Below are 24,078 nucleotides of genomic sequence, written 5' to 3'. Positions count from 1 at the left end.
TACCGCACCCCAGCTGAAACACTCCAAGACATCATCGGTGTTGCACTGACCCCCTGAAGCCACCGGCCGAAAACCGGCGGTTTCGCGGATCGAGGGAGCGAGTTTCAGGGTTGGTCGGCGCCCACGCCCCGCGGGCCCAGCACCGCCCAGGCCACAGCGAAGCCCATCAGGGCAGCCGCCACCGCCCAGCAGGCCAGGACAACGTCGGACTGGGCCATCAGCCCGACCAACGGATTCACCACGGCCCCGATCAAGCTGGCGCAGGTGCTCACCATCGACAGCGTCGTGGCGCGAACGACGACAGGCGCCGCCAGCGCGGTCAAGGATCCGGTCACGGGAGCGCGGAGGGCGCCAGATGCCAGCACCAGCAGGAATCCCGCGACACCCGCCAAGGGATGCGGCAGCGTCATGAGCATGAACCCGACCGCGCTCGCGGCCAGGGAGCCGGACACCAGCAGCCGCGGCGAGACGCGTCGGGCCACCGCATCGGCCAGGTGCGAGCAGAGTGCTCCGGCCACCTGCGCGAGCGCCAGGATGGCGCCGAACCACCGCACGTCGATGCCCGTGGCCTGCCATCGCGGCTGGTTCAGGTAGTAGGCAGCTCCGACCAGGATCCACGGCTGCAGCGCGCTCAGCGCCAGCACGGGCGTGCGGGCCACGAGCCGGGCCACCTGAGACAGCGAGGGGCGCTGTCCGGTCGAGTCGGTGGGGTCAGCCCGGTGGGCCGCGGGAAGTCCCAGCACCACCAGGGCCGCACCGATCTCAGCTGCGGCAGCGACGGCGGCCGGCCAGGCGAGACCGTGCGCGGCGAGCAGGCCACCCACGGCACCGGCCCCGGCGCCGGACAGCGCGGCGAGCGCCCCGAAGTGGCCGAGCACCCCGGTGAGCTGCTGTTCCGCGCCCTCGTCGAGCACGCTGGTGAGATAGCTCCGGTCGGCGCCGGAGACCAGCGCGATGCCCAGCCCGGACAGCACCGTGGTGAGCGCGAAAGCCATGAATCCGTGGGAGAGGACCCACCCCACGGCGGCCAGGGCGGCGGCCGCATGGCCAGCCACCAGGACGGCCCGGTCGCTGGTGCGGTCGGCCAGCCAGCCGGTGGGCAGGTCGCACAGCAGCAGGCTCACCACGAGCACGGTCTCGAGGGTGAAGACCTCGGTGAAGTCGAGGCCGCGGGAGAGCAGGAAGAGGGTGGAGACGGGCACGGCGAAGTCCGCCGAGCTGAGGATGGAGGCCACGGCGAGCAGCGCGAGCGCGCGTCGTCGCCAGACCAGACGAAGGGGGTTCACGGGAGTCCTTGAGGCTGTGGACCGCCGGGCTCACGGCAGGCGCCGCCGAGAGTCGGCGGCCGGATCGGGCATGACGAGAACAGCCCCGCGCGTCGACGACGGCGAGGCCGACCGGATCCGGCTGGTCACCACGCCGTCGGCGCGGCAACCAGCCTAGTTACCTCGTGCACTCACGGGCCCAGCCTAGGCATCCCGCGTGTCAGCGGCTCAGGCCAGCGAGAGGAAGAGCTTCTCCATCGCCGCCAGGTTGTCGGCGCGCTCCTGCTCGTCGGTGTTGTCCACGATGCAGTGCTGCAGGCCGGTGCTGACCAGCGCAAAGCCGGCCCGGTCGAGGGCCTTGGAGCAGGCCGCCAGCTGGGTGACGACGTCCTGGCACTCACGCTCCTCCTCGATCATCCGGATCACGGCGGCGAGCTGGCCCTGGGCGCGGCGCAGCCGCCTCAGGACGGGGTCGAGCTCATCGACGGGGATCTGCATGAGTGCCTCCTGGTGGTGGGTGCGGCGGGGCACCACTGGGGCACCCCGCCCGGGTCATCGTTCCAGAACTTCGACGCCCCCGCTCAGCGGGAGGCCAGCACGCGTCGCGCCTGGGCCAGGCTGGGCGTGCCCTTGCGGTTCCACGGGGCACGGGAGAGCAGGTTGGCCATGGCGCAGGTGTCGCTGACGCCGGAGTAGAGCAGGCCGGCACCGATCCCACCTGCCAGCCACTTGGCGCGCGGCACCACAGTGGAGGCCAGGATGCCGGTCAGCGCCAGCGCGCCGGCCGTGGCGCGCACCTGGCGATCCATCGCCCAGACGGTGCTGCTGCCGCGCTCCATCGCTCCCCCGTGCTCGGCCCAGCCGCTCGTGCCGCCGGCCAGCACATGGGCGCGCTCGCCCAGCGTCGGGGCCAGCAGCTCGGCGGCCTGGCCGGCGCGGTTGTCGGTGCGGCAGACCAGCAGCACCTCGCCACCGGCGGCGCGGCCGATCTCGGCGGGGTGCTCGCGGATCAGGTCGAGCGGGATGTTCACCGAGCCGGGCAGGTGCTCGGCGCTGAACTCGGCCGGGGTGCGGACGTCGACCACCGTGGGCGCGTGGTCTGAGTCGAGCCAGGTGCGGGCCTGCTCGCAGGTGGTGCGGATGGGCTGGTTCATGGGGTTTCCTCTCGTGGAGTGGGTCAGCGGGTGGCGGTGCGCCAGGTCTTGTAACCGCCGTCGAGGTTGGCGACGCTGCGTCCGGCCTGGCTGAGCAGGCGGGCGGCGGTGTGGCCGCGCACGCCGACGGCGCAGTGCACCACCAGCTCGCCCTGGGGCAGCTCGTCGAGGCGTTCGCGCAGCTCGTCGACGGGGATGTTGAGCGCGCCGGGGATGGCGCCGGCCTCGAACTCCTCGCGGCTGCGCACGTCCACCAGGTGTGCTCCCGCGGCCAGAGCGGCGTCGAGCTCGTGCCACTGGATGCTGGTGGTGGTGCCACCAGCCAGGTTCTGGTCCACCCAGCCGAGCATGTTGACCGGGTCCTTGGCGGAGCCGAAGGCCGGGGCGTAGGCGAGCTCAAGGTCGGCCAGCCGGGAGGCGGTCAGGCCGCCGCTGATGGCGGTGGCGATCACGTCGATCCGCTTGTCGACGCCGTCCTCACCGACGCCCTGGGCGCCCCGGATGGTGTCGGTTTCGGGATCGACGAGCAGCTTGAGCGCCATCGGGCGCGCGCCCGGGTAGTAGGTGGCATGGGAGAAGGGGTGGGTGTGGATCACGCGCACCGGCAGGCCGGCGGCCCGCAGCCGCTTCTCGCTCCAGCCGGTGGCGGCCACCTGGAGCCCGAAGACGCCGACGATGGCGGTGCCCAGGGTGGGCCGGTCGTGACCGCCCAGCCCGGCCAGGATGTCGGCCAGCACGCGTCCCTGTCGGTTGGCGGTGTTGGCCAGCGGCACCAGCGTGGACTCCTGGGTGAGCCCGTCGAGCTTCTCGACGGCATCGCCCACGGCGTGGATGTGCTCGTCGGAGGTGCGGAGCTGGTCGTCGACGGCGATGCCCCCGCGGGGGCCGACGGTGATCCCGGCAGCCTCGGCCAGGCGGGTGTCGGGCCGCACACCGATGGCCGCGACCACGAGGTCGGCGGGCAGCTCCCGGCCGTCGTCGAGCCGGACCTCGTGCTCACCGATGGCGGCCGCGGAACGTCCCAGCAGCAGCTCGACGCCGTGCTCGCGCAGCCGCTCGTGCACGATGGCGGCCATCTCCGGGTCCAGCGGCGCCATCACCTGCTCGCCGGCCTCCACGACGCTGACGTGCAGCCCGCGGGCCACCAGGTTCTCGGCCACCTCGAGCCCGATGAAGCCGCCGCCGATCACCACCGCGGTCCCGGCGCCGGCCACGGCCTGGGTGAGCGCATCGGTGTCCTCGACGTCGCGCAGCACCAGGGCGCGCTCGATCCCGGGCAGCGGCGGGGTGATGGGCCGCGCGCCGGGCGAGAGCACCAGCTCGTCGTAGTGCAGCGTGCTGGTGGTGCCTTGGGCCAGGTCGCGCAGGGTCACGGTGCGGGCGGCGGTGTCGATGTCGATGACCTCGGTGAGCACCCGCACGTCGAGGCGGAAGCGCTCGGCCAGCGACTCGGGGGTCTGGAGCAGCAGGCTGGAGCGCTGCGGGATCACGCCGCCGACGTAGTAGGGAAGCCCGCAGTTGGCGAAGGAGACGTGCCCGCTGCGCTCGATGACGGTGATGCGGGCGTGCTCGTCGAGGCGCCGCATCCGCGTGGCGAAGGACATGCCGCCGGCCACTCCGCCGACGACCACGATCTGTCGAGATTCGTTCATGACCCCGATCCTAGATACCCCCGTGGGTATATTGCAAATACCCTGCGGGGTATTGCAGGGATTGTGGTCTGACCGAAAGTGCCGATCTTGGGGTCGGTTCGTGCGACATCGCTCCACCAGACCCCTCCCCGGCCCGCGCCGGGGCTAGGTTCCGGCCATGCCCACGCCCGCCGCACCCCGCTCCCGGGGTGTCGGCCCGCGGGCGCAATCCCTGCTCCCATGGCTGGTGGGGCTGCTGACCACCGCGGTGCTGGCGACGGTCTGTTTCCATCTGCACGCCGAGCACCTGACCGGCATGGACCTGGCGATCTTCGACCAGGCGATCCGCGCCCTGTCGCACGGCCAGGCCCCGATCAGCTCCATGAAGAGCCCGGGGATGAACCTGTGGGGTGACCACTTCCACCCGGTGATCGCGCTGGCGGCACCGCTCTACTGGCTCTGGGACGACCCGCGGGTGCTGCTGCTGGGCCAGGCCGGCTGCATCGGCCTCACCTGTGGCCTGCTCACCCGCACCGCCCAGCGTCTCCTGCCCGCCGGGTCGGCGCTGCCGGTCGTCCTGGGTCTGGGGTTGGCGGCCTCGCCGGGCGTGCAGTTCGGAGCGGTCTTCGACGTGCACGAGGTGGCGCTGGGCATGCCCCTGCTGGCGATGGCGCTCGACGGGGCACTGCGTCGGCGGTGGCGCATGTTCACCGCCTTCTCCTTGGCGCTGCTGCTGGTGAAGGAGGACGCCGGACTGCTCGTGCTGGGCCTGGCGCTGGTGGCCTTCGTGCTGGGCGCGCGACGCCTGGCGGGCCTGGTGGCCGTCGTCGCCGTGGCCTGGACCCTCGCCGTCATCCACTGGGTCATCCCGGCGCTGTCCCCCAGTGGCACCTGGGCGTACGCGAGTGCGGTGGGCAGCCCGGCGACGATGCTGCGCTCCGCCGCGCAGGCCCTGGTCTGGCCGGCTCCGTTGACCATCACCGTGGTGGCCCTGCTGGCGACGACGCTGTTCTGGGCGCTGCGCTCGCCGGTCTCGCTGGCGCTTCTGCCAGTGCTGGGCTCACGGGCCATCGGCGCCAATGCGAGCTACTGGTGCCTGCCGCACCACTACAACCTGCTGCCGGCGGTGGTGCTGGGCTTCGCCACCCTCGACGCGCTGCGCCGGCATCGCCCCGGCCGGCGCACCGTTCGGCTGCTCGTGGTCGCGGCACTGGTTGCAGCCCTGGCCGGCCCGCTGATCCCTCGGATGCTGGCCCACGAGACGCCCCAGCGGCTGGCCTGCGCCAGCCGGTTGATGACCGCGGTTCCCGAGGGCGGCGGCGTCGCGGCCACCGCCCTGCTCACGCCGCAGCTCACGCACCACCATCCGGTGACCCAACGGGTCCGGCCGGTGCACGAGAGCGGTGCGACGAGCTTCCCCGACGACCAGGGGCTGCCCTTGCAGGCCCCGTGGGTGCTGCTGAACCACGGTGCTCCCCGCAGCCCCGGCGAAGCCGACTGGGTACCCGAGGCGGAGCGCCAGTTCCGCTCCCGCGGCTTCCAGGTCGTCGCCCGCTGCGCTGACTACGAGCTGCTGCACCGGGCGTGGCCAGCGACACGAGGCGATGGGCCGGCGCCCCTGCCGACGGCCCGTGACGCATCTCCCGGGCAGTGCGTAGTTCTGGGCAGAGACAGAACGACGAGGAGCAGGCATGACACGTGACGAAGACTTCCTGGACCTGGCCGAGCAGGTCACGTCGGGGATCTATCGACGAGCCCTGCTCATCACCCGCGATCCGCACCTGGCCGAGGACCTCACGCAGGAGACCCTCACACGGCTCTACGTGAACTTCCGCCGGCTCCGGCACGACGAGAACCCCCGCGGATACGCCTTCACCACCCTGTACCGCCTGGCCATCGACCGCTCCCGCCGTCGCTCCAGCACAGAGGTGCCCATCGGGAGCCTTCCCGAGAACCAGAGCCCCGAGCGGCAGGACGACCTGCGCCTCGACCTGGAGCGGGCCCTGGCCGACCTCTCCCCCGAGATGCGCGCCCTGGTCGTCGCCCGCTACATCGACGACATCCCCGTCAGGCAGGTCGCGCAACTGCTGAACCGCACCGAGAGCTGGGTCAGCACCAACAGCAGCCGCGCCCTGGCCCGGCTGCGCACCAGCCCGGCGCTGGCCGACGTCCACCACTGACCATCCCTTGCCCACCAGGAGGACCACCATGACTCCCAGCCATCACGACGATCCCGTCCTGCACCTGCTCAGCGAGGAGCTGGACCAGCCCGCACTCAACGAGGAGGCCATGATCGAGCAGGCCATCAGCCGGGGCCGTCGGATCCGACGTCGCCGCACGACCGTGACGGGAGGACTCACCCTGGCGCTGACCGTCGGCAGCGTGGCGGCCGTCGCGGCCCTGCTGCCGGCCTCCTCCGAGGTGCAGGTGGCCAGCACACCCAGTTCGACACCCACCCGCTCACGGCCGGCAGCCAGCTCGACCCCCGTCCCGTCGCCGGACGCGGCGGCCTCGATCGAGTACGAGCAGCTCACCATCCCCGCCACGCGCGGACAGCTCGCCATCCTGCGCAGCCACCTGGCCGGATTCACGATCACGACACAGTCCGACGCCCAGGTCGACCACATCACGATGGAACTGACCGACGCCAAGGGGACCTCGTGGGCGGCGGCGGGCATGGGCCACGCCAACTGGCACTCGATGACCTCCGCCACCCCCTGCCGCCCGGACTTCCACTGCGTGGCAAAGCGGGTTCCCACCGGCGAGGTGCGGACCTTCACCGACCAGGAGAAGCCCGGCCAGGGCACGTGGACCACGCTGGTCCGCGACGACGGCTGGATCGTCTCCTTCGCCCAGCGGGGCGTCCGCGACGGCAGCCAGGTCGTCACCCGACCGGGGCGCGTGCTGGACGACGCGCAGGTGCGAGCCCTGCTCACCGATCCCCGCTGGGACAAGGAATTCCACGTGGTGCCCACCAGCAGCCGCACCGTGGCCCCCACGCCGGCACCCACGGGCCTGGACTCCGTCGCGACGACTCCCACCGCCTCGGGCCCCGCACGCCCCAGCGCAACGCCCGGCGCCGCCTCCAGCCGGTGAGCCCGGCCCCGCCCGCGGGCTGCACCCCTGCGGGCGGGGACATCGGCGTGGCAGCCACCTAGCGTGGCGGCATGGACCCCTCCCTGGACACCACCGCACTGTGGCGACGGCTGCTCACCTCCGGAGTCCTCTTCGGCATCGGCGTGGCGGCCTTCGTCGACGAGACCGTGCTGCACCAGCTGCTGCACTGGCACCACTTCTACGACCGGTCCACCACGCGGGTGGGACTGGTCTCGGACGGGCTCTTCCACGCCTTCGGCTGGTTCGCCGCCGTCGGCGGGCTCTTCCTGCTGGCCGACGTACGCCGCCGCGGAGTCCGACGGCTAACGCCCTGGTGGGGTGCGGTGATGATCGGCACGGGCGGCTTCCAGTTCTTCGACGGGACCATCAACCACAAGCTGCTGCGGGTGCACCAGATCCGCTACGAACAGATCCCCATCCTGCAGCCGGACGGACGGGGCCCCTACACGCCGCACCGCGACCTGCTGGTCTATGACATCGTCTGGCTGCTGGTGGCCCTGACGCTGATCGCCGTCGGCACCTGGCTGTGGCGTCGCGGAAGCCGGGCACACCATGCATGAGCACGGCAGCGCCCCGGCAGCCTGGCTGCCCGCCGCACTGGTGCTGGGCGGCGCCCTGCTGCTCCTGGCCTTCGGTTATCTGTGGGCGGTGTCGGCCGGACGACGTCGCGGACGGAGCTGGTCACCGTGGCGCACCGCAGCCCTGGTGGCGGGCGTCTGCCTGGCGATGGTGGCGCTGGGCCCGCTGGGTGCGGCAGGGCACCGCGACTTCGTCGCCCACATGTGGGGCCACCTGCTGCTGGGCATGGCCGCGCCACTGCTGCTGGTGGTCTCGGCTCCCGTGACGGTCCTGCTGCGGGGGCTCCCGGCCCACCGGGCCCGCAGCCTGTCACGCCTGCTGCAGAGCACGTGGCTGCGCATCGTCAGCCATCCGGCGGTGGCGGCCGCGCTCAACGTGGGCGGCCTGTGGCTGCTCTACACCACGGCGCTGCACGGCTGGATGCACACGTCGTGGCTGGGCCACATGGTCGTCCACGGCCACGTGCTGCTGGCCGGGCTGGTCTTCACCGCCGCGATCCTGCAGGTGGACCCGACCCCGCACGGCCACGACCACCGACTGCGGGCCGCCTGCCTGGTGGGATTCCTGGCGCTGCACGCCATCCTCGGCAAGCATCTCTATGCCCACCCGCCGGTGGGCGTGGACGAGGCCTCCGCGCAGGCGGGGGCACAGCTCATGTACTACGGGGGCGACTACATCGACGTGGTGCTGATCGCCCTGTTCTGCCTCGACTGGTACCGACGCACCGCGCCGGGCCGCGCCGTCGCCCCGTCGAGGGCTCTCGGCGCGGCCTGAGGCCGGTGGCTCAGTCGTCGAGCGCCGCGGCGGTGGCGCCGCTCAGCACGCCCAGGCCCACCACGAGGGCGGAGACGCCATAGGCCAGCACCGAGGTGAACAGCGAGGCGCGCACGAAGTTGCCCTGCATCACGGTCTCGCGCGGACCGGCCAGCTCCTCGGCCCTCGCCGTGTCACCGGCCGCCAGGGCGCCCATGTACTCGTCGCTCAGCTCGGCGAAGGTGCGACCCCCACCGATGTGCTCGGCGTGCTGACCCACCACGTTGGCCTGCTCGAAGGCAGTCATCGGGCCGGCGACGGGCCGGCCACCCAGGCGCGCGGAGTCGGGGTGGACCGTGATCTTCTGGTCCTTCAGCTGCTTGGTGATGGCGGCCCAGGCGGCGGCACCGCTGCCCAGCAGGACAGGGCTGGCGGTGGCGAGGATGGTGCGGGCGGCTCGGTTGCTCATGCGTGACTCCAGTTCGTGGGGATGTTCTCGGTCGGTTGAACGTTGAACTTTCCCACGGTTATTCCCGCCCGCTCGATCAGACCAGCGAGGAGCACCCCGGCCAGGAGGGGAAGTACTTGCAGATCCCGTCCAGCTGCGGCGTCATCACTCCCACGACGGCACCGGGAACCACGGCCAGCAGCACGAGGGCGAGGCTGATCTGCTTCTTGAGGTAGGTCATGTCGTCTCCTTCATCGGTCGGCACGACGCAGTGTAGGAGCCGGAGCTGTCAGCAGGCTGGTCGCGGCAAACACGGCCGCCCGCCGAGCGCCAAGGGGCCCCAAACACCTGCCCGGGCCGGCGCATGCCACGTCGCGACACCTGCCCGCGGCCGCCGCGAACCCGGGCCCCGGAGGATCAACCCGCAGGGCAGACCGGGAGGCTCATTCGGCCAGCGGCACCATGACCAGGCCCAAGGAGAGCGGGCTCGAGCCCTCGTGGGGCTCGAGCAGTGGGGTGACCAGCTCGGTGAGCCGGGCCTGCAACTGTTCCAGCTCCTGCGGCGTGGCGTGGATCCGGGTGCGGGTGGTGCCCACCCGATCCTGCTGGCCCGCGCCGTCCACCAGACAGGCGAGCACGTCGTGCTGCAGCAGGTTGAGCACGAGCAGCGCCTGGTTGCGGCGCCCCTCGGGGGTCGGGTCGGGTCCGGCGAGGATCCCGGCCAGACCATAGGTGCGCTCCACCGCGCCACGCACCTTCTTCTCGTCCACCACCTCCACCAGGCCGGCCTCCTGCAGGCTCTGCAACTGCCGGTAGAGCGTTGCCGGGGCGGTGGCCACCATGGCCTCCTGCAGGGCCGCGGGGGTGGCGGGCCCCGCTGCCAGGCGTTGCACGATCCCCCACCGGACGGGATGCAGCAGGAGTTGCAGCGTGCTCTCCATGTTGACCTTTCTCAATATTGAGACCATTATCAGTATCGAGAACAATGCTACCAAGGAGGCAGCCATGGACCCGACCGGCGTCCCGATATCCGTCACCGCCCTCACCAAGTCCTTCGGGCCCCACCAGGCGCTGCGCGGCATCGACCTGCACGCCGAGCCCGGGGAGGTGACCGGCTTCCTGGGCCCGAACGGCTCCGGCAAGAGCACCACGCTGCGCTGCCTGCTGGGCCTGCACCGGCCCGACGGCGGCACCGCCCTGGTGGACGGGCGGCCCTATGCCCAACTGGAGCGGCCCACCACCGTCGTCGGGGCCATGCTCGACGCGCTGACCGTCGACCCCGCCATGAGCGGACGCGATCACCTGCGCGTCTACGCCGCGCTCGGCGGGCACCCTGAACGTCGCGTCGACGACTGCCTCGAGCAGCTGTCCATGCAGCACTATGCGCGACGCGCCCTGGGCGGCTGGTCCACCGGCATGCGCCAGCGCCTCGGCATCGCCATCGCGCTGCTCGGCGATCCCGGCGTCATCGTGCTCGACGAGCCCACCAACGGGCTCGACCCCGAGGGGATCAGCTGGATCCGTGGCCTGGTGCGCTCCTGGGCCGACGAGGGCCGCACCGTGCTGGTCTCCACCCACGTGCTCGCGGAGGTGGAGGACGTGCTGGACGCCGCCGTCATCATCCGCGAGGGCCGCACCGTCGCCGCCGGCAGTCTGGCCGAACTGGCCCGCAGCCAGGGCGTCGAGACCCTCGAGGCCATCTACGCCACCACCGCAGGGAGCCGGGCATGAGGCGCGCCGTCCACGCCGAGACGATCCGCCTGACCTCCACCCCGATGCTGCGCCGTTTCCTGCTGGGAGCGCTGGGCGTCGGGCTCTTCCTGACCGGCGGGCTGATCCTGATGGGCCCCGACCACATGAACCCGCCGATGCCAGGACCCGACACCGCCGACGGCATCCGCGGCCTGCTGGGAGTGCTGGTGCTGAGCGCCCCGATCCCCGTGCTGCTGGGTTCCCGGCTGATGACCAACGAGACCGAGCACCGCACCGTCGTCCCGACGCTGCTGGCCCAACCGAACCGCCAGGTGGTGGTGACAGCGAAGCTGCTGGCGGCCCTCGTGGTTGGCCTGCTCTACGGGGCGGTGCTGGCCGTGGGCGCGCTGGTGGGCCTCTACGGCGGCTGCGCGGCGGCGGGCATCACACCCGCGCTGGGGGTGGCGACGGTGGCCCCCGAGGTGGCGCGGATCGGGCTGTCGATGGCGCTCTACACACTGATCGGGGTGGGCATCGGGGCCCTGCTCCCCCGCGCCCAGCTGTGCCTGGCGGTGGCGATCGGCTGGTTCTACCTGGCCGAGTCCATGCTCAGCGCCCTGCCCGCACTGCGCAGCATCTACCCTTTCCTCCCGGGCGGGGCGGCGAGCGCGATCACCGGGCAGAGCTTCGTGCTCGACGCGATCCAGGCCAGCACACCTGGCGCTCCGCTCCAGCTGCTGCCGGCCTGGTTGGGGGCGCTGGTGCTGCTGGGTTATGCCGTGCTTGCCTCCCTGCTGGCGCTGGCCACCACCCTGCGACGCGACATCCGCTGAGCGCCCGGCTCCGGCTCCGGCTCCGGCTCCGGCAAGGCTTGTCTAGGCGCATCAACAGAATTCGCCACGATCTGCGCCGCACGGCCCGACAGGGGGCCGGTCCGGCACGATCGTGGCGAATTCGGGTCGATCCCGCGTGGAGCCAGGCTCGTGGCCCGGCTCCGCGAGGTCACAGGCTCAGAGGCGGACCAGCATCTTGCCGGTGTTGGCGCCCTCGAGCAGGTCGATGAAGGCCTGCGGGGCATTCTCCAGGCCCTCGCGCACCGTCTCGTCCCACTGGATGCGGCCCTCGGAGAGCCACTGGCCCATCCGCTCCTGGAACTCCGGGCGCACCTGCTCGGCGTACTTGGCGATCACGAAGCCGCGCAGGGTGAGGCGCTTGCCGATGGCCAGCGCCAGGTTGCGCGGGGCGGCCGGCGGCTCGGTGGAGTTGTACTGCGCGATGGCGCCGCACATGGCCACCCGGCCGTCGACGCGCAGGCTGTTGATGGCGGCCTCGAGGTGCTCGCCGCCCACATTGTCGAAGTAGACGTCGATGCCCTCGGGAGCCACCTTCTGCAGCTGCTCCGCAACGGGGCCGTCGTGGTAGTCGAAGCCAGCGTCGAAGCCGAGCTCCTGCAGGCGGGCGACCTTGGCGGGCGTGCCGGCCGAGCCGACGACGCGGGAGGCGCCGCTGAGCCTGGCGATCTGGCCCACCAGCGAACCCACCGCACCGGCCGCGCCGGAGACGAAGACGGCGTCGCCCTCGTGCATCTCGCCGGCCACCAGCAGGCCGGCGTAGGCGGTCAGGCCGGGCATGCCCAGCACGCCCAGGTAGGCGCCGTCGTCGAAGCGCTCGGTGTCCACCGGACGCGCCTGGTTGCCGTCGAGCACGGCGTGCTCGCGCCAGCCCAGGCCGTGCAGCACGCTGCTGCCCACGGCCACGTCGGGGTGGCGGGAGGCCAGCACGGTGCCGACGGCGCCGCCGTCGAGCGGCTGGTCGAGCTGGAAGGGCGGCACATAGGACTTCACGTCGTTCATCCGGCCGCGCATGTACGGGTCGACCGACATCACCGTGTTGGCCACCAGGACCTGGCCCTCGGCCAGCTCCGGCAGCTCCACCTCCACCAGACGGAAGTCGTCCGGGGTGGGGGCGCCGTGGGGTCGGCGGGCCAGGTGGATCTCGCGGGTGGTGCTGGGCAGTGCAGTGTTGGTCATACCTCTGGCAACACCGGCACCGCCCAGCTTGTTCCTGCCGCGTGCCCTCAGTCGGCTGCCACGACGAGGCTGAATCGTCGGCAGACGTGCACCCGACGGTGGGCCCGGCGCAGCTCAGCCTCGTGCTCCAGCGGAGCGTGGCAGAAGGCGGTGACCGGCGCCGAGAGCGGCGCAGGCGCCGTCCAGCCCTGGCCGGCGGGCTCGTCCCAGGCCTTGTGGACGTGCAGGTAGTGCTCCGACTCGGTGAAGCCGCGGCTGCGGTACCAGCGCAGGGTGTCGGCGTCGTCGCGGGTCCAGGCGTCGAGGGTGCGGATCTGCTCGGGCAGCAGCTCGAGCGCCCGGCGCAGCAGTGCGGTACCGATGCCACGGTGCTGGTGGTCGGGGTGGACGCAGATGGTGTCGATGGTGGCCAGGCCACCGTCGAGGCAGAGGTCGAGGATGCCAACCACCACCTCGCCCTCGACGGCGACGAGCTGCACCTGCGAGTCATCGGGCCTGCTGGTCCAGACGTCGTCGAAGTAACTGGTGGCAAGGAAGGCGAGCACGCGGCAGCGCAGCCAGCTGGGCTCGTCGGAGGGGATGTAGTTCCTGATCATGGGCATGGTGCTTCCTGGGTTCGTCGGGACGGGCATCGAAACTCAGGAACGGAACATGGCGCCGAGGCTAGCGGGACCGGGGCAGCGGCCGCACGGGAATTCCCGAGGCGCCAGCACGGCCCGGACGCGCAGCGAGCGTCCGGGCCGGTCCTCAGCGAGGCAGCGGGCTGGTGGGCCGGCTGTCCTCGACGTAGACCAGTGCGTCCCAGGCCTGCTGGTGCACCACCGAGACCTGGTGGAAGAAGGGCACCCACGCGGCCCACGACTGGAAGGGGCTGCCGCCCGCGGTGAGTGGCACCCGGCGGCCCAGCACCTCGCGGTTCTCCTGGATGGCCTGGCCCAGGTCCAGGAAGCCGATCGTGGTGCCGCGGAAGATGCCGCGCACCGGGGAGCGCACGTCGAAGGAGTGCACCTGGCCGCCGTCCTGCAGCCGCACGTGGTGGGCATCGGCGCCGATCACCCGGTAGTGCTCGCCCCAGCGTTGCGCGTTCAACACGCCGAGGTGGGAGCCGGGCGCCCGGGACAGCGCCACCCGCGAGACGTGCGCATCGTGGGCCAGCAGCAGGGCGTGCTGGCCGCCGGCCTTGGCCCGCTGCTGCACCAGCAGGTCCAGGTTGGCGTGCAGGTCCGCGTCGCGGTCGTAGCCGGAAACCCCGACGGCGGCGCGCTCCATGCCCTGCGCCAGGGCCCGGGCCGAGAGCCGCGCCCGCAGCGTGGCGTCGTCGCTGCGCCCGGCCGCGGCGGCCTCGACGTCGGCCAGCAGGGCGGCAACCAGTGGCTTGAAACGGGCGCCGGCCCCGGCGTCGTAGGCGGTGTCGTCGGTGATCCCGGTCAGTTGCGGGCCATGGCGTCGGGCGGCCTGCGGATCGACGCGCCGCAGCCACGCCAGCACCACGTCGCGGTCCTGCACCGGGCGCTGCATGTCCAGCCCGTAGAGGTGGACGGCCTGCTGCGGATGGGCCTGGTTCCACTCACGCAGGGAGGTGAGCAACTGGGCCGTCTCACGGGTGCGGTTGAGGCGGAAGCCGAAGCGCTTCGCCGCCTGCTCGGCGGTTCCGGGGCCGCCCTGCAGCCAGGCGTCCACCTGGCTGGTGCTCCCGGCATTCTCCTCCAGCACGATGGTGCTGAAGCCCTTGCCGGCGGCCTGCAAGGCGATCAGTCGCCAGGCCTCGCGGAAGTCCGCAGTGCCGTGGGTGGCCTCCCCCACCGCGAGGACGGAGGCGTCGGTGAGGCGGGCGGGCAGCTCGGTGCCCGAGAGCTCCTGGGCCTGGGGCGTCCCGGCAGGGCGGCCGGACTGCCACCACCAGCCGGCACCCACCAGGACGAGGGCGAGCAGCAGGCCGAGCACCATCATCAGTCGGCGGCGCATCACAGGTCGCCCTTCACCAGTCGCGCCAGACCCACCGCGGCGGGCAGCACGATCCAGACCAGCGCCGAGGTGAGGAAGCGCCAGACCACCCCCGCCGTCGGGTCGGCCAGGGTCCAGACCGCGTCGAGGTTGACCCAGGCGAGCAGCCGCTCGGCGACGGGTGAGGCGCTGGCCACCAGCAGCGCGAGGGTGGGCCAGAGCAGCAGCACCATGATCGGCGCGGGGGCATTGCGGGTCAGCAGGCCCCAAGCCGTCGCGGCCAGGCTGATGAAGACGACGCTGCCGGCGGCCAGCGCCAGGCGCGCAGGATCGATCTGCCAGCTGATCGGCGTGCCGGTGACCAGGGGCGCGACGAGGGCCGCGCCCACGCCCATCACGAGGGCGGCCAGCACGGCCACCGCGTCGGCCACCAGCAGCGCCAGCACCTTGGCGAGCACCAGCCGGCCACGTCTGGGATCCAGCAGCAGGGCGCCCTCGATGGTGCGTCGGCTGAACTCGGTGCTGACCAGCAGCACTGCCAGCACGAGCATCAGCCAGCCGGCCGGGCCGCAGGCCATCGTCGCCAGCAGGCCCAGGGTGGTGTCGGACTGCGGCAGCAGGGCTCGGCCGCCGGCGAAGGCGGCCATCAGGACGGCGCCGCCGGCGATCACGAGGCGGGCGGATCGGGTGTCGACGAGCTTGTGCAGCTCCACCGCAACGGCACGCGGCAGGCCGAGGGCTGGCACAGCAGGGCCGTCGAGCGTGGTGCGGGAGGTGCTGAGGACGGTGGTCATCGGAGGGCTCCTGTCGTGGGCTGGGTGGTCTCGGGGGTGCGGGTCCGGGCATCGGGACCGCGGTCGCGGCCCTCGGTGAGGGTGAAGTAGCGCTCCTCCAGGTCGGCGATCTCGCTGGTCGCGGCATCGGCCAGCACGCGGCCGCCGCCGATCATCACGACCTGGTGGGCGAGCCGGGCGACGTCGTGGAGCTGGTGGCTGCTGAGCAGCACGGCGCAGCCCCGCTCGGCGCGGTGGCGCACCAGCTCGGCCAGCCAGCGCTGGCCCTGCGGGTCGAGCCCGTTGGTGGGCTCGTCGAGCACCAGCGCGGCCGGCTCACCCAGCAGCGCCTGGGCCATCCCGAGCCGCTGGCGCATGCCCAGCGAGTAGCCGCCGACGCGACGCCGCGACTCGGCGGGGCTCAGGCCCACCTCGTCGAGCACCTCGTCGATGCGGGCGGTGGGCAGGCCCATGGTGGTCGCGGCCAGTCTCAGGCTCTCGCGGCCGGTGCGGCCGGGGTGGAAGGAGTCGGTGCCGAGCAGGACGCCGACCACGCGGCCGGGGTTGGGCAGCTCGGTCCAGGTCCTGCCGTCGACGGTGGCGGTGCCGGAGTCGGCGTGGACCAGGCCGGTGAGGATGCGCAGGCAGGTGGACTTGCCGGCGCCGTTGGGGCCGAGGAAGCCGACGATGCGGCCGGCCGGCACCTCCAGGCTGATGCCGTCCAGGGCCTGCACGGCGCCGAAGCGCTTGCTGAGGTTCTCGATGGTGATCATGGGCCCAGTCCAGCCGCGCCGACCGGTCGGCCACATCGGGCAGCTGGCCTGCGCCCGGGCGTCCTTCGGTGACCATCGGCTGGCCCATCGGCCAGGCCGGTTGGCCCATCGGCCATCTGCCGCGGCGATCCCGGCTCTGCGAGGCTGGTGGTCATGAGCCAGGCCGCTGCACCGCATCGTCCCCCGGGCGTCTCGCCGACGGGGTGGATCGTCGCGCTGCTGGGGGCCTTCTACTACCTCACCCCGCTGGCCGTGGCCCGGGCGCGCGAGCAGATGGGCACCGAGCGGATCGGCCTGTTGGTGCTGGGTGCCGTGCTCTCGCTGGTGGCCCTGGTCTGGCTGCCGCGGCGCCCTCGGGGCGTCGTGGCCCTGCTGGTGGTGCTGTGGATCGTCTGCCCGCCGGCCTTCGGGCCGGCCCTGGTGGTGCAGGAGCGGATCTCGCGCCAGCCGAGCCGGGCGCCGGGCGCCATCAGTGCCGCCGTCTTCCTGGCCGCCAAGTTGGTGGGCACCTTCGTCGCCAGCGGCGGCCATCCGGTCGACGTCTCCTGGGTGGAGTTCGCGATCTCGGCACTGGGCATCCTGCTGGCCATGCTGGTGGGCTGGCTGCAGCACTCCACCCAGCAGGAGAGGCAGCAGCGGCAGGCCGCCACCACTGCCCGGCAGGAGGCCTGGGAGGCGCGCGTCGAGCAGGCGCGGCTGGCCGAGCGCGAGCGCATCGCGCGCGAGATGCACGACGTGGTGGCGCACCGGATCTCGCTGATCGCGCTGCACTCGGGCGCGCTGGCGCACCGGATGCGCGAGGCCGAGCCGGAGTCCGCCGAGCTGGCCGGCCAGATCCAGGCCAATGCCAAGGCCTCGCTGGAGGAGCTGCGGGCCATGCTGGCCACCTTGCGCGGCAGCCAGGCGGCGCCGGAGCCGCCGCAGCCGACGCTGGCGGGGCTGTCCGCACTGCTGGACCAGGCACGGGGCGTGGGCCAGCAGGTGGAGCTGGAGGTGGTCCGCAACCTCGACGAGGTGGGCGACCGGGTCTCGCGCCATGCCTTCCGGATCGTGCAGGAGGGGCTCACCAATGCCCGTCGCCATGCCCCGGGAGCACCGACGCGGGTGCGGGTGGTGCGCCACCCGCGGGAGCTGGAGCTGGTGGTGGTCAATCCGCTGGCCGACCTCGCTCCCCCGGACCATTCCGGCTCCGGGCTGGGGCTGGTGGGCGTCGCGGAACGCGTCGAGCAGCTCGGCGGTGAGCTGGAGCACGGCATCCGCGGGGCAGAATTCGAGCTGCGGGCGAGGCTGCCGTTGGCGGCCGGCCCGGCGGAAGGAGCCTCATGAGGATCGCGCTGGTGGACGACGACCCGATGGTGCGCACCGGGCTGGGCTACATCCTGGCCGGCGAGCCGGACCTGGAGGTGGCCTGGCAGGCGGGCGACGGGGCGGAGGCGCTGGAGCGGCTGGAGGCAGCCGACGTCGAGGTCATGCTGCTGGACATCCGGATGCCCGGCGTCGACGGGCTGGCCACCCTGGAAGCCCTGGCCCGGCGGCCGCAGCGGCCGCGTGTGCTGGTGCTGACCACCTTCAACACCGACGACTACGTGGTGCGGGCGCTCAAGCTGGGCGCCGACGGCTTCCTGCTCAAGGATGCCGACCCGGCTGACCTGGTGGATGCGGTGCGTCGGGTGGCGCAGGGGCAGAACGTGCTCTCGCCGCAGGTGACCCGCACCCTGATCGGGGTGGCCACCGAGGGTGGTGGGCCGACGGCCGCGGCCCAGCAGGCGGTCGCGGCGCTGTCCGAGCGGGAGCGCGAGGTGGCGGTGCTGGTGGCCCAGGGGCTCACCAACAGCCAGATCTCCACCCGGATGAACCTCAGCCTGGCCTCGGTGAAGGCGCACCTGACCAGCACCTTCACCAAGCTGGGCGTGGACAACCGGGTCTCGGTGGCGATGCTGGTACGCGACGCCGGTCTCTGAGCCCCCACCCGCCTGATACCCCCGGGGGGAATATCTGGCCGCGCTGTGCGTTGCAGCACCATCCCGACGATCCACGCCGGGGCCCGCAACGACAGGAGCCCACCATGGACACCTACTTCCGCTACCGCCTGGGCGTCGCCGCCTTCGAGCGTCGTGACTACCGCGGGGCCATCGACCACTTCGAGCAGGTGCTCGTCGAGGATCCCGGTGCCCTGGAGGTGCGCGAGTACCTGGCCCGCACGCACTACCACCGGGCCGCCCTGAAGGCCGCCGAGCGGGAGGCGCGGGCGCTGCTGGAGTCTGACCCCACCAATGAGTACGTGACCATGCTGCTGGCGCGCAGCCTGGAGCGGCAGAGCCGTCCCGAGGAGGCGGAGCTGGTGCGTCGTCGCCTGGCGGCGCTGAGCGGCGTCGACGAGCACCTGGCGGGGCACACGGTCTTCGCCTGAGCCGGGCCGGGAGCGCTCAGCGCGCCGAGCTGACGCGGCCCCACCCAGCCAATAGCGTGGCCGGGTGGGGCCGGGTCTGCCGCCCCGGGGGACATCAGGGGTCACGATGAAGTGGGACAACTCTCCGGTCTACCGACGCCGCCGACGCGCCGTCGCGGCACTGGCCGTGCTGCTGGTGCTGACCCTGTGGGCCATGGTCTCGGCGGTCCGCAAGGCCTTCGACGAAGAGCCCACCACCGCCGGGCCCGCCCAGACCACCGCCCCGGCCGCGGGCCGTGCGCCGTCGGCCACCCCGACCCCCGATCCGCGCACCGAGGCCCCGCGCACGCCGCGCACCGGCACGGCGGAGGCGGTGACGCTGGCCTTCGGTGGCGACACCAATGCCGACCGTTCCGCCGGCCGGATCAACGAGGTGGGGCTGGGTGAGACCGGCAAGGTGCTGGCCCGCGCCGACCTGGCCATGGTGAACCTGGAGACCGTGGTGGCCGCGGACCGCAGCGGCCTGGTGGCCCAGCCCAAGCAGTACGCCTTCGTCACCGGCCCGCAGATCCTGGACCGGCTCAAGGCCGACGGCGTCGACGTGGTGACCGCCGCCAACAACCACGGCATGGACTTCGGCGCGAAGGGCATGGAGCGGATGCTGCAGGTGAAGGCCAGCTCGCCGGTGCCGATCGTCGGCATCGGCAAGGACGCGGCCGAGGCCTGGAGCCCGTGGACCACCGAGGTGAAGGGCCGCAAGGTGGTCGTCTTCGGCGCCACCGACGTGCTCGAGGACAACCTGGACTGGAAGGCCACCGACACTGCCGCCGGCCTGGCCAAGGTGCGCGACGAGGACGGTTTCACCCGGCTGCTCGACCAGGTGCGCCAGGCACGCCAGGCCAGCCCCGACGACGTCGTGGTGGTCTACCTGCACTCCGGCGTCGAGAAGGTGCGCTGCCCCACGGCGCGGCAGAAGTCCACCTTCGAGCGGCTCACCGCCGCCGGCGCCGACGTGGTGGTCGGCAGCCACGCGCACATCACGCAGACCACCGGCACCCGCGGCGACTCCGCCTTCGCCTACGGGATGGGCAACTTCGTCTTCGCCGCCGGCAGCCCCGAGACCAGCGCCACCGGCGTGCTGACCGTGACCGTGCCGGGCGGCCCGGGCGCCCCGACGATGGACTGGGCACCGGCCAGGATCACCAAGGGGGTGCCGGTGCTGCTCTCCGGCGCCGAGCGCGACAAGGCGCTGGCCACCTGGAAGGCGCGCGGCGACGGCTGCAGCTGAGCCCTGCCTCGTCGCTCGGGTGAGGGGCGTGGTCAGGTGGCGGACGCGGTCAGGGCGACGGGCATGGCCGGCCGCGGCTCCCGGACCGCCCTGATGGGGGGCAGACGGGTTGCGCCCCGCTCGATAGGCTGGACGGCCACCGGATGCGAGGAGCGAGGATGCCCACCGAGATCGAGCAGAAGTTCAGCCTGGCCGAGGGCCGGCGCATCACCGCGCTGGGCGAGGGCCTGGCGCTGGGCGAGCGGCGCAGCTTCCAGCTGGTGGCCACCTACTTCGACACCCCGGCGCTGACGCTGGCCCGGCACAAGATCACGCTGCGGCGTCGCACCGGCGGCAAGGATGCCGGCTGGCACCTCAAGCTGCCCGGCGACGGGCGGGCCCGCGAGGAGGTGCAGGTGCCGCTCGTGGCCGGCCAGAGCCGCCTGCTGGTGCCCGCCGAGCTGCGCGAGCGGATCGCCGAGGTGGTGGGTTTCGAGCCGCTGCTGCCCGTGGTGGAGCTGCGCACCCGTCGCAGTGAGACCGACATCACCACCCCACGCGGCCGCAAGCTGGCCGAGCTGTGCGATGACCGGGTGAGGGCCACCCGTCGGGGCACCAGCCGGAGCTGGCGCGAGCTGGAGGTGGAGCTGGCCGGCGGCGACGAGGCCGACCTGGCCCGGATCGCCGAGGCGCTGCTGGCGGCCGGGGCGGAGCCGAAGGACTCCCCTTCCAAGCTGGCCGAGGCGCTGGGCGAGGAAGTCCGTGAGCCGGAGCCGCTGGGCGCCGGGGCCAGTGCCGCCGACGTGGTGATGGCCTACGTGGCCGAGCAGGTGGGCATGATCCTGGGCCGTGAGGCCGGGGCGCGCGTCGATGCGCCGGATGCGGTGCACAAGATGCGGGTGGCGACGCGTCGGCTGCGCTCCACGCTGCGCACATTCCGCCCGATCCTGGACGCGGAGCGCACCGAGCCGCTGCGCGCCGAGGTGAAGTGGCTCTCCGAGCGGTTGGGCGGTCCGCGCGATGCCGAGGTGATCAAGGCGCACCTGCTGGGTGTGGTGGGCGAGCTGCCGGCCGCCGAGGTGGTGGGGCCGGTGCGCGAGCGGGTGGCGCACGAGCTGGACCAACGACACCAGGAGACGCTGCGCGAGCTGGAGGTGGCGTTGGACTCCACGCGCTACCGGCGCCTGGGCGATCAGCTGGTGGGGCTGCTCACCGATCCTCCCGTGCTGGAGTCTGCCGACCGCAAGGCCGCCAAGGTGCTGGATCCGCTGCTGGCCAAGGCGGTGCGACGGGTCACCCGCCGCTGGGACGAGGCGATGGTGCTGGAGGATGAGCTGGAGCGCGAGCTGGTGGTGCACGAGGCGCGCAAGAAGGCGAAGGCCGCGCGTTACGCCTGGGAGGCGGTGGCGCCGGTCTACGAGGGCGGCAAGCAGGCCGCCGTCGCCTGGGAGCAGGTGACCGAGGTGCTGGGCGCGGCGCAGGACACCGTCGTGGTGCGCGAGCGGCTCGACGAGCTGGCAGCTCTGGCGCACGCCGCCGGGGAGTCGGCCTTCACCTACGGGATCCTGTGGGAGCGCGAGCGCGAGACCGAAGGCGCCGCCCAGCACGAGGCGGCCGCCGCGATCAAGGCCGCGGTGAAGGCCTCGCGCCGGGCGTGACGGGCTGGGCCTTGGGTCCGGCTGGGCGAGCTGCCGGGCACGGCGCCCAGCGACGCAAAATCACGTCAGAATTGGGCCTCGGATTGGATTATCCAATCCGAGGGTCGGTTTCGGCACGATTTTGCACCGGCTCAGCCGAGACCGGCCACCAGCGAGGGCTTGCGGGCGACGCGCACCAGGGCCGCGGCGAGTCGGGCCAAGTCTTCCGGCGGGACCAGGGCGGCGAGCTGGTCGGCGTCGGTGGGCAGTCCTGCGGTGGCAGCGCCCTTGAGGACCAGCTTGTCGGCACACGGGCGGACCGACGGCCAGACCGCCTGCACCTCGCGCAGGAAGATCGAGGCACCCACCGGGCCGATGCCGTCGAAGCGCTGGAGTTCCTTGGCGATCCGCGCCGGGGTGACGGTCTCGTCGCGCAGCCGGCGCAGGTCGTCGGACCAGAGGTCGTGCAGCATCTCGGCATCGCCGGCCAGCCGGGTGGCGGTGGAGAAGTCGTAGCGGCGGTAGCCACCGCGGCCCAGGGCGGCGACCCGCTGGTTCCACGTGGAACGACGCAACGCCTCTGGCGAGGTCCAGCCGGCGGCCCACAGTTCGCGCGCCGTGGCGAGGGCGGCGTCGGAGGAGATGCGCGCCGACAGGAGCTGGGCCATCACCAGGAGCTGCCACAGTGACTCCGCCTCGTCGGCCAGCTCGATGCCGGCCTGCTCGGCGAACAGGGTGCCGTGCTCGCGGACCAGGAGCTGGGCGATCTGCTGGGGGCTCGGCATGTGACGAGGCTAGTGCGAACTGTCGGTGGGCTGCGGCAGGCTGGTGGGTGATCGGAAGGAGCCACGATGGACGGAACGGAGCTGCAGGCCAGGGCGGCGGCGCGCACGCAGGAGCTGCCGGGCGCCGAGCTGACCCATCCCTTCGGCGACGACTGGGACGTCTACAAGGTGAGCGGCAAGGTCTTCATGCTGTTCAGCCAGGTGGAGGGAACGAACGTGGTGATCGTGAAGTCCGCGCCCTCCGACGCCAAGGCGCTGGTGGAGGGCATGGAAGACATCACGCCCGGCTACCACATGAACAAGAAGCACTGGATCACGCTGAACCCGGGCGGCACCGGCCTCGACGAGCAGCTGGTGGACGACCTGGTGACCGAGAGCTACCTGCTCGTGCTGGAGAAGCTGCCCCGACGCCTGCGGCCCGTCGACCCGGAGACCTTCGGGCAGGTGTGACAGCGGCTGAAGCTCACCTGATCCGGGCAGATGATTGAGCATTTTATGATCGGACGTCCCATAGCGTGAGGGCGTCAGGCCACCCCGGGCCTGCAGTGTCTCAAGGAATGCCCCGTGAAGAAGACCATCGCCCGGCTGGGCATCGCCGCCCTGCTGGCCACCGGCGCCGTGACCCCGCTGGCCGCCACCAGCGCCGACGCCGCCCCGGTGAAGTACAAGAACTGCACTGCGCTGAACAAGAAGTACCCGCACGGCGTCAAGAAGGCCTCGTCCACCAAGGACCGTTACGTCTCCGGCGGCAAGACCCGCCTGCGCGCCTCGAAGGCTCGCGTCGACGCCAAGCTCTACCAGGCGAACGTGAAGCTGGACCGCGACAAGGACGGCCTCGCCTGCGAGAAGTAACCAGACCCGCTGGACCGTGGGCCCGGGAATTCGTCACCAGGTGGCGGGGTCCCGGGTCCATTCCTTGTTCCCACCCCGGCCGCTCACCAGGCGGCCCATCAGCATGACCGCCGGCATCATCCATCCCCTGGTGAAGTCTGGACGGTCATAGCCCGCCACGGCGCAGATGGCGAGCACCGCGAACAGCCAGAGCGCAAGAGTGAGCACCACGTAGAAGGGGAGACTGCGGACGAGGCGCACCAGCAGCGGGGGTGCGGGCGTCGGCGCCCGCCAAGGGCGAGGGGTTTCGCCACCCTGGCCGCCGCCGTGCTGCTGGATCCAGTTGGCCAGCACCCGTGGCACCGGATAGGCCGTCTCACCCCACAGTTCACGGTGGTTGAGCAGCACCACCTCGCCGGTGACGAGCTTCAGCGCAGAGCGCAGGGGCAGGTCCGCGGGCGACGACAGCGTGGCAACCTCTCGGGCAGAGATACGACGAACCTGGTCCCCACGGGTGAGCTCGATCGCGTCGCCCACCAGCCGGCAGGTCTCACGCGCGGAGGCCGGCACCGACAGGGCCAGCCCGGCACCGAGTGCCAGCGCCACGGCCCCCACCCAGCCCCACCAGGCCACCGGGTGCCAGAACAGCGAGATGGGCACGGCCAGGGCCACGCCGGCGACAAGGATCGCGAGCAGTCGCAGGTCGGCACCTGCGGGCACGTCGCCGCGAATCTCCACCGGTTCGCGGGTGCTGTCGGGCAGGTACATCCATCTCCTCTCCTGGCTCCGATCGTGCCGCGGGCGACGCGACGGCGCAACGAACACAACACCTAGGCCTTGGCGGCCTTCTGGCAATGTACTCGCCGGCACCACCCGGCCAGTTGGCCCGCGTGGCGAGGGCGGCCGTGAGCAGCATGACGACAACCACCGCCGAGAGAATCAAGTTGAGTCCCCGATAGTGGTGTAGCCGTGGTGGCGGCTCTGGACGACAGGGCGGTCACCGCGTGATC

Annotated in this window: 28 protein-coding genes; 14 read left to right on the top strand and 14 right to left on the bottom strand. The window is 72.3% G+C overall.

What is annotated here, in order from left to right; all coding sequences use genetic code 11:
- Positions 1-104: 104 nt before the first annotated feature.
- The 4 genes from ABD073_RS13360 to ABD073_RS13345 form a co-directional block, all read right to left on the bottom strand.
- Entirely contained in the window at positions 105-1,286 is a 1,182-nt protein-coding gene (locus ABD073_RS13360) for an MFS transporter (RefSeq protein ID WP_343875381.1), read from the bottom strand.
- 207 nt (positions 1,287-1,493) lie between these two features.
- Positions 1,494-1,763, bottom strand: coding sequence for a metal-sensitive transcriptional regulator (locus tag ABD073_RS13355; protein WP_343875379.1), 270 nt, complete (start codon positions 1,761-1,763; stop codon positions 1,494-1,496).
- A gap of 83 nt (positions 1,764-1,846) precedes the next feature.
- Positions 1,847-2,419: a rhodanese-like domain-containing protein gene (locus tag ABD073_RS13350; protein WP_343875377.1), complete on the bottom strand. Its 573-nt coding sequence runs from the start codon at positions 2,417-2,419 to the stop codon at positions 1,847-1,849.
- 23 nt (positions 2,420-2,442) lie between these two features.
- A complete protein-coding gene (locus ABD073_RS13345; RefSeq protein ID WP_343875374.1) occupies positions 2,443-4,071 on the bottom strand; it encodes an FAD-dependent oxidoreductase in 1,629 nt (542 codons plus the stop codon).
- A gap of 157 nt (positions 4,072-4,228) precedes the next feature.
- Between ABD073_RS13345 and ABD073_RS13340 the strand changes: the two genes are divergently transcribed.
- From ABD073_RS13340 to ABD073_RS13320, 5 genes are all read left to right on the top strand, one after another.
- The gene (locus ABD073_RS13340; protein WP_343875372.1) at positions 4,229-5,752 is read left to right on the top strand and encodes a DUF2079 domain-containing protein; all 1,524 of its coding nucleotides are present in this window, start codon (positions 4,229-4,231) and stop codon (positions 5,750-5,752) included.
- Positions 5,742-6,230 carry an RNA polymerase sigma factor gene (locus tag ABD073_RS13335; protein WP_343875370.1) on the top strand — a complete coding sequence of 163 codons (489 nt, stop codon included), beginning with the start codon at positions 5,742-5,744 and terminating at the stop codon, positions 6,228-6,230. Before ABD073_RS13340 ends, ABD073_RS13335 begins: the two co-directional genes overlap by 11 nt.
- Positions 6,231-6,258: 28 nt before the next feature.
- The gene (locus ABD073_RS13330) at positions 6,259-7,146 is read left to right on the top strand and encodes a hypothetical protein (RefSeq protein WP_343875369.1); all 888 of its coding nucleotides are present in this window, start codon (positions 6,259-6,261) and stop codon (positions 7,144-7,146) included.
- A gap of 71 nt (positions 7,147-7,217) precedes the next feature.
- Complete coding sequence (locus tag ABD073_RS13325; protein ID WP_343875368.1) at positions 7,218-7,727, top strand: DUF2243 domain-containing protein; 510 nt, start codon at positions 7,218-7,220, stop codon at positions 7,725-7,727.
- The gene (locus tag ABD073_RS13320; RefSeq protein ID WP_343875367.1) at positions 7,720-8,520 is read left to right on the top strand and encodes a cytochrome c oxidase assembly protein; all 801 of its coding nucleotides are present in this window, start codon (positions 7,720-7,722) and stop codon (positions 8,518-8,520) included. Before ABD073_RS13325 ends, ABD073_RS13320 begins: the two co-directional genes overlap by 8 nt.
- A gap of 10 nt (positions 8,521-8,530) precedes the next feature.
- Here ABD073_RS13320 and ABD073_RS13315 read toward each other — a convergent pair whose 3' ends face one another.
- The 3 genes from ABD073_RS13315 to ABD073_RS13305 all read right to left on the bottom strand — a co-directional run bounded on the left by ABD073_RS13315 (position 8,531) and on the right by ABD073_RS13305 (position 9,888).
- Positions 8,531-8,968 (bottom strand): aromatic ring-opening dioxygenase LigA, encoded by a 438-nt coding sequence (locus tag ABD073_RS13315; RefSeq protein ID WP_343875366.1) that lies wholly within the window; start codon positions 8,966-8,968, stop codon positions 8,531-8,533.
- 76 nt (positions 8,969-9,044) lie between these two features.
- Positions 9,045-9,188 (bottom strand): hypothetical protein, encoded by a 144-nt coding sequence (locus ABD073_RS13310; RefSeq protein ID WP_343875364.1) that lies wholly within the window; start codon positions 9,186-9,188, stop codon positions 9,045-9,047.
- Positions 9,189-9,390: 202 nt separating this feature from the next.
- Positions 9,391-9,888, bottom strand: a complete 498-nt coding sequence (locus tag ABD073_RS13305; RefSeq protein ID WP_343875362.1) for a helix-turn-helix domain-containing protein — start codon at positions 9,886-9,888, stop codon at positions 9,391-9,393.
- A 64-nt stretch (positions 9,889-9,952) separates the two neighbouring features.
- On the opposite strand from ABD073_RS13305, the gene ABD073_RS13300 reads away from it, so the two are divergent.
- Positions 9,953-10,678, top strand: coding sequence for an ABC transporter ATP-binding protein (locus ABD073_RS13300; protein WP_343875360.1), 726 nt, complete (start codon positions 9,953-9,955; stop codon positions 10,676-10,678).
- Complete coding sequence (locus ABD073_RS13295; RefSeq protein ID WP_343875359.1) at positions 10,675-11,472, top strand: ABC transporter permease; 798 nt, start codon at positions 10,675-10,677, stop codon at positions 11,470-11,472. The genes ABD073_RS13300 and ABD073_RS13295 overlap by 4 nt, the downstream gene beginning before the upstream one ends.
- A 177-nt stretch (positions 11,473-11,649) precedes the next feature.
- On the opposite strand, the gene ABD073_RS13290 is transcribed toward ABD073_RS13295, so the two are convergent.
- The 5 genes from ABD073_RS13290 to ABD073_RS13270 form a co-directional block, all read right to left on the bottom strand.
- Positions 11,650-12,669, bottom strand: coding sequence for an NADP-dependent oxidoreductase (locus ABD073_RS13290; RefSeq protein WP_343875357.1), 1,020 nt, complete (start codon positions 12,667-12,669; stop codon positions 11,650-11,652).
- A gap of 47 nt (positions 12,670-12,716) precedes the next feature.
- Complete coding sequence (locus ABD073_RS13285; protein ID WP_343875355.1) at positions 12,717-13,271, bottom strand: GNAT family N-acetyltransferase; 555 nt, start codon at positions 13,269-13,271, stop codon at positions 12,717-12,719.
- A 145-nt stretch (positions 13,272-13,416) separates the two neighbouring features.
- Positions 13,417-14,634, bottom strand: a complete 1,218-nt coding sequence (locus ABD073_RS13280) for an erythromycin esterase family protein (RefSeq protein WP_343875354.1) — start codon at positions 14,632-14,634, stop codon at positions 13,417-13,419.
- A complete protein-coding gene (locus ABD073_RS13275) occupies positions 14,634-15,407 on the bottom strand; it encodes a hypothetical protein (RefSeq protein WP_343875353.1) in 774 nt (257 codons plus the stop codon). Before ABD073_RS13275 ends, ABD073_RS13280 begins: the two co-directional genes overlap by 1 nt.
- Positions 15,404-16,159, bottom strand: a complete 756-nt coding sequence (locus ABD073_RS13270; protein WP_343875351.1) for an ABC transporter ATP-binding protein — start codon at positions 16,157-16,159, stop codon at positions 15,404-15,406. The genes ABD073_RS13275 and ABD073_RS13270 overlap by 4 nt, the downstream gene beginning before the upstream one ends.
- A 153-nt stretch (positions 16,160-16,312) precedes the next feature.
- On the opposite strand from ABD073_RS13270, the gene ABD073_RS13265 reads away from it, so the two are divergent.
- The 5 genes from ABD073_RS13265 to ABD073_RS13245 all read left to right on the top strand — a co-directional run bounded on the left by ABD073_RS13265 (position 16,313) and on the right by ABD073_RS13245 (position 21,473).
- Positions 16,313-17,485, top strand: a complete 1,173-nt coding sequence (locus ABD073_RS13265; RefSeq protein ID WP_343875349.1) for a sensor histidine kinase — start codon at positions 16,313-16,315, stop codon at positions 17,483-17,485.
- A complete protein-coding gene (locus ABD073_RS13260) occupies positions 17,482-18,120 on the top strand; it encodes a response regulator (protein ID WP_343875348.1) in 639 nt (212 codons plus the stop codon). The genes ABD073_RS13265 and ABD073_RS13260 overlap by 4 nt, the downstream gene beginning before the upstream one ends.
- Positions 18,121-18,224: 104 nt before the next feature.
- Entirely contained in the window at positions 18,225-18,569 is a 345-nt protein-coding gene (locus tag ABD073_RS13255; protein WP_343875346.1) for a tetratricopeptide repeat protein, read from the top strand.
- A gap of 106 nt (positions 18,570-18,675) precedes the next feature.
- Positions 18,676-19,836 carry a CapA family protein gene (locus ABD073_RS13250; RefSeq protein WP_343875345.1) on the top strand — a complete coding sequence of 387 codons (1,161 nt, stop codon included), beginning with the start codon at positions 18,676-18,678 and terminating at the stop codon, positions 19,834-19,836.
- 158 nt (positions 19,837-19,994) lie between these two features.
- Entirely contained in the window at positions 19,995-21,473 is a 1,479-nt protein-coding gene (locus ABD073_RS13245) for a CYTH and CHAD domain-containing protein (protein ID WP_343875344.1), read from the top strand.
- Between the two features lie 131 nt (positions 21,474-21,604).
- Here ABD073_RS13245 and ABD073_RS13240 read toward each other — a convergent pair whose 3' ends face one another.
- Entirely contained in the window at positions 21,605-22,237 is a 633-nt protein-coding gene (locus ABD073_RS13240) for an HhH-GDP family DNA glycosylase (protein ID WP_343875343.1), read from the bottom strand.
- A gap of 66 nt (positions 22,238-22,303) precedes the next feature.
- Here ABD073_RS13240 and ABD073_RS13235 point away from each other — a divergent pair, with 66 nt between their 5' ends.
- Both ABD073_RS13235 and ABD073_RS13230 read left to right on the top strand, forming a co-directional pair.
- Positions 22,304-22,687 carry an MmcQ/YjbR family DNA-binding protein gene (locus ABD073_RS13235; protein WP_343875341.1) on the top strand — a complete coding sequence of 128 codons (384 nt, stop codon included), beginning with the start codon at positions 22,304-22,306 and terminating at the stop codon, positions 22,685-22,687.
- A 114-nt stretch (positions 22,688-22,801) separates the two neighbouring features.
- On the top strand, positions 22,802-23,089 hold the full coding sequence (locus tag ABD073_RS13230; RefSeq protein WP_343875339.1) for an excalibur calcium-binding domain-containing protein: 288 nt from the start codon (positions 22,802-22,804) through the stop codon (positions 23,087-23,089).
- Positions 23,090-23,122: 33 nt separating this feature from the next.
- Here ABD073_RS13230 and ABD073_RS13225 read toward each other — a convergent pair whose 3' ends face one another.
- Positions 23,123-23,836: a hypothetical protein gene (locus ABD073_RS13225; RefSeq protein WP_343875337.1), complete on the bottom strand. Its 714-nt coding sequence runs from the start codon at positions 23,834-23,836 to the stop codon at positions 23,123-23,125.
- Between the last annotated feature and the right edge of the window lie 242 nt (positions 23,837-24,078).

This window comes from Luteococcus peritonei (assembly GCF_039526385.1).
Classification (GTDB): Bacteria; Actinomycetota; Actinomycetes; order Propionibacteriales; family Propionibacteriaceae; genus Luteococcus; species Luteococcus peritonei.
Note: the sequence above shows the minus strand (reverse complement) of the source record. Positions and strands in the feature narration are given on the sequence as shown.

Excerpts from the sequence above, each read along its gene's own strand:
- ABD073_RS13355 (WP_343875379.1), bottom strand. The coding sequence starts at position 1,763 with ATGCAGATCCCCGTCGATGAGCTCGACCCCGTCCTGAGGCGGCTGCGC.
- ABD073_RS13350 (WP_343875377.1), bottom strand. The coding sequence starts at position 2,419 with ATGAACCAGCCCATCCGCACCACCTGCGAGCAGGCCCGCACCTGGCTC.
- ABD073_RS13345 (WP_343875374.1), bottom strand. The coding sequence starts at position 4,071 with ATGAACGAATCTCGACAGATCGTGGTCGTCGGCGGAGTGGCCGGCGGC.
- ABD073_RS13340 (WP_343875372.1), top strand. The coding sequence starts at position 4,229 with ATGCCCACGCCCGCCGCACCCCGCTCCCGGGGTGTCGGCCCGCGGGCG.
- ABD073_RS13335 (WP_343875370.1), top strand. The coding sequence starts at position 5,742 with ATGACACGTGACGAAGACTTCCTGGACCTGGCCGAGCAGGTCACGTCG.
- ABD073_RS13330 (WP_343875369.1), top strand. The coding sequence starts at position 6,259 with ATGACTCCCAGCCATCACGACGATCCCGTCCTGCACCTGCTCAGCGAG.
- ABD073_RS13325 (WP_343875368.1), top strand. The coding sequence starts at position 7,218 with ATGGACCCCTCCCTGGACACCACCGCACTGTGGCGACGGCTGCTCACC.
- ABD073_RS13320 (WP_343875367.1), top strand. The coding sequence starts at position 7,720 with ATGCATGAGCACGGCAGCGCCCCGGCAGCCTGGCTGCCCGCCGCACTG.
- ABD073_RS13315 (WP_343875366.1), bottom strand. The coding sequence starts at position 8,968 with ATGAGCAACCGAGCCGCCCGCACCATCCTCGCCACCGCCAGCCCTGTC.
- ABD073_RS13310 (WP_343875364.1), bottom strand. The coding sequence starts at position 9,188 with ATGACCTACCTCAAGAAGCAGATCAGCCTCGCCCTCGTGCTGCTGGCC.
- ABD073_RS13305 (WP_343875362.1), bottom strand. The coding sequence starts at position 9,888 with ATGGAGAGCACGCTGCAACTCCTGCTGCATCCCGTCCGGTGGGGGATC.
- ABD073_RS13300 (WP_343875360.1), top strand. The coding sequence starts at position 9,953 with ATGGACCCGACCGGCGTCCCGATATCCGTCACCGCCCTCACCAAGTCC.
- ABD073_RS13295 (WP_343875359.1), top strand. The coding sequence starts at position 10,675 with ATGAGGCGCGCCGTCCACGCCGAGACGATCCGCCTGACCTCCACCCCG.
- ABD073_RS13290 (WP_343875357.1), bottom strand. The coding sequence starts at position 12,669 with ATGACCAACACTGCACTGCCCAGCACCACCCGCGAGATCCACCTGGCC.
- ABD073_RS13285 (WP_343875355.1), bottom strand. The coding sequence starts at position 13,271 with ATGCCCATGATCAGGAACTACATCCCCTCCGACGAGCCCAGCTGGCTG.
- ABD073_RS13280 (WP_343875354.1), bottom strand. The coding sequence starts at position 14,634 with ATGCGCCGCCGACTGATGATGGTGCTCGGCCTGCTGCTCGCCCTCGTC.
- ABD073_RS13275 (WP_343875353.1), bottom strand. The coding sequence starts at position 15,407 with ATGACCACCGTCCTCAGCACCTCCCGCACCACGCTCGACGGCCCTGCT.
- ABD073_RS13270 (WP_343875351.1), bottom strand. The coding sequence starts at position 16,159 with ATGATCACCATCGAGAACCTCAGCAAGCGCTTCGGCGCCGTGCAGGCC.
- ABD073_RS13265 (WP_343875349.1), top strand. The coding sequence starts at position 16,313 with ATGAGCCAGGCCGCTGCACCGCATCGTCCCCCGGGCGTCTCGCCGACG.
- ABD073_RS13260 (WP_343875348.1), top strand. The coding sequence starts at position 17,482 with ATGAGGATCGCGCTGGTGGACGACGACCCGATGGTGCGCACCGGGCTG.
- ABD073_RS13255 (WP_343875346.1), top strand. The coding sequence starts at position 18,225 with ATGGACACCTACTTCCGCTACCGCCTGGGCGTCGCCGCCTTCGAGCGT.
- ABD073_RS13250 (WP_343875345.1), top strand. The coding sequence starts at position 18,676 with ATGAAGTGGGACAACTCTCCGGTCTACCGACGCCGCCGACGCGCCGTC.
- ABD073_RS13245 (WP_343875344.1), top strand. The coding sequence starts at position 19,995 with ATGCCCACCGAGATCGAGCAGAAGTTCAGCCTGGCCGAGGGCCGGCGC.
- ABD073_RS13240 (WP_343875343.1), bottom strand. The coding sequence starts at position 22,237 with ATGCCGAGCCCCCAGCAGATCGCCCAGCTCCTGGTCCGCGAGCACGGC.
- ABD073_RS13235 (WP_343875341.1), top strand. The coding sequence starts at position 22,304 with ATGGACGGAACGGAGCTGCAGGCCAGGGCGGCGGCGCGCACGCAGGAG.
- ABD073_RS13225 (WP_343875337.1), bottom strand. The coding sequence starts at position 23,836 with ATGTACCTGCCCGACAGCACCCGCGAACCGGTGGAGATTCGCGGCGAC.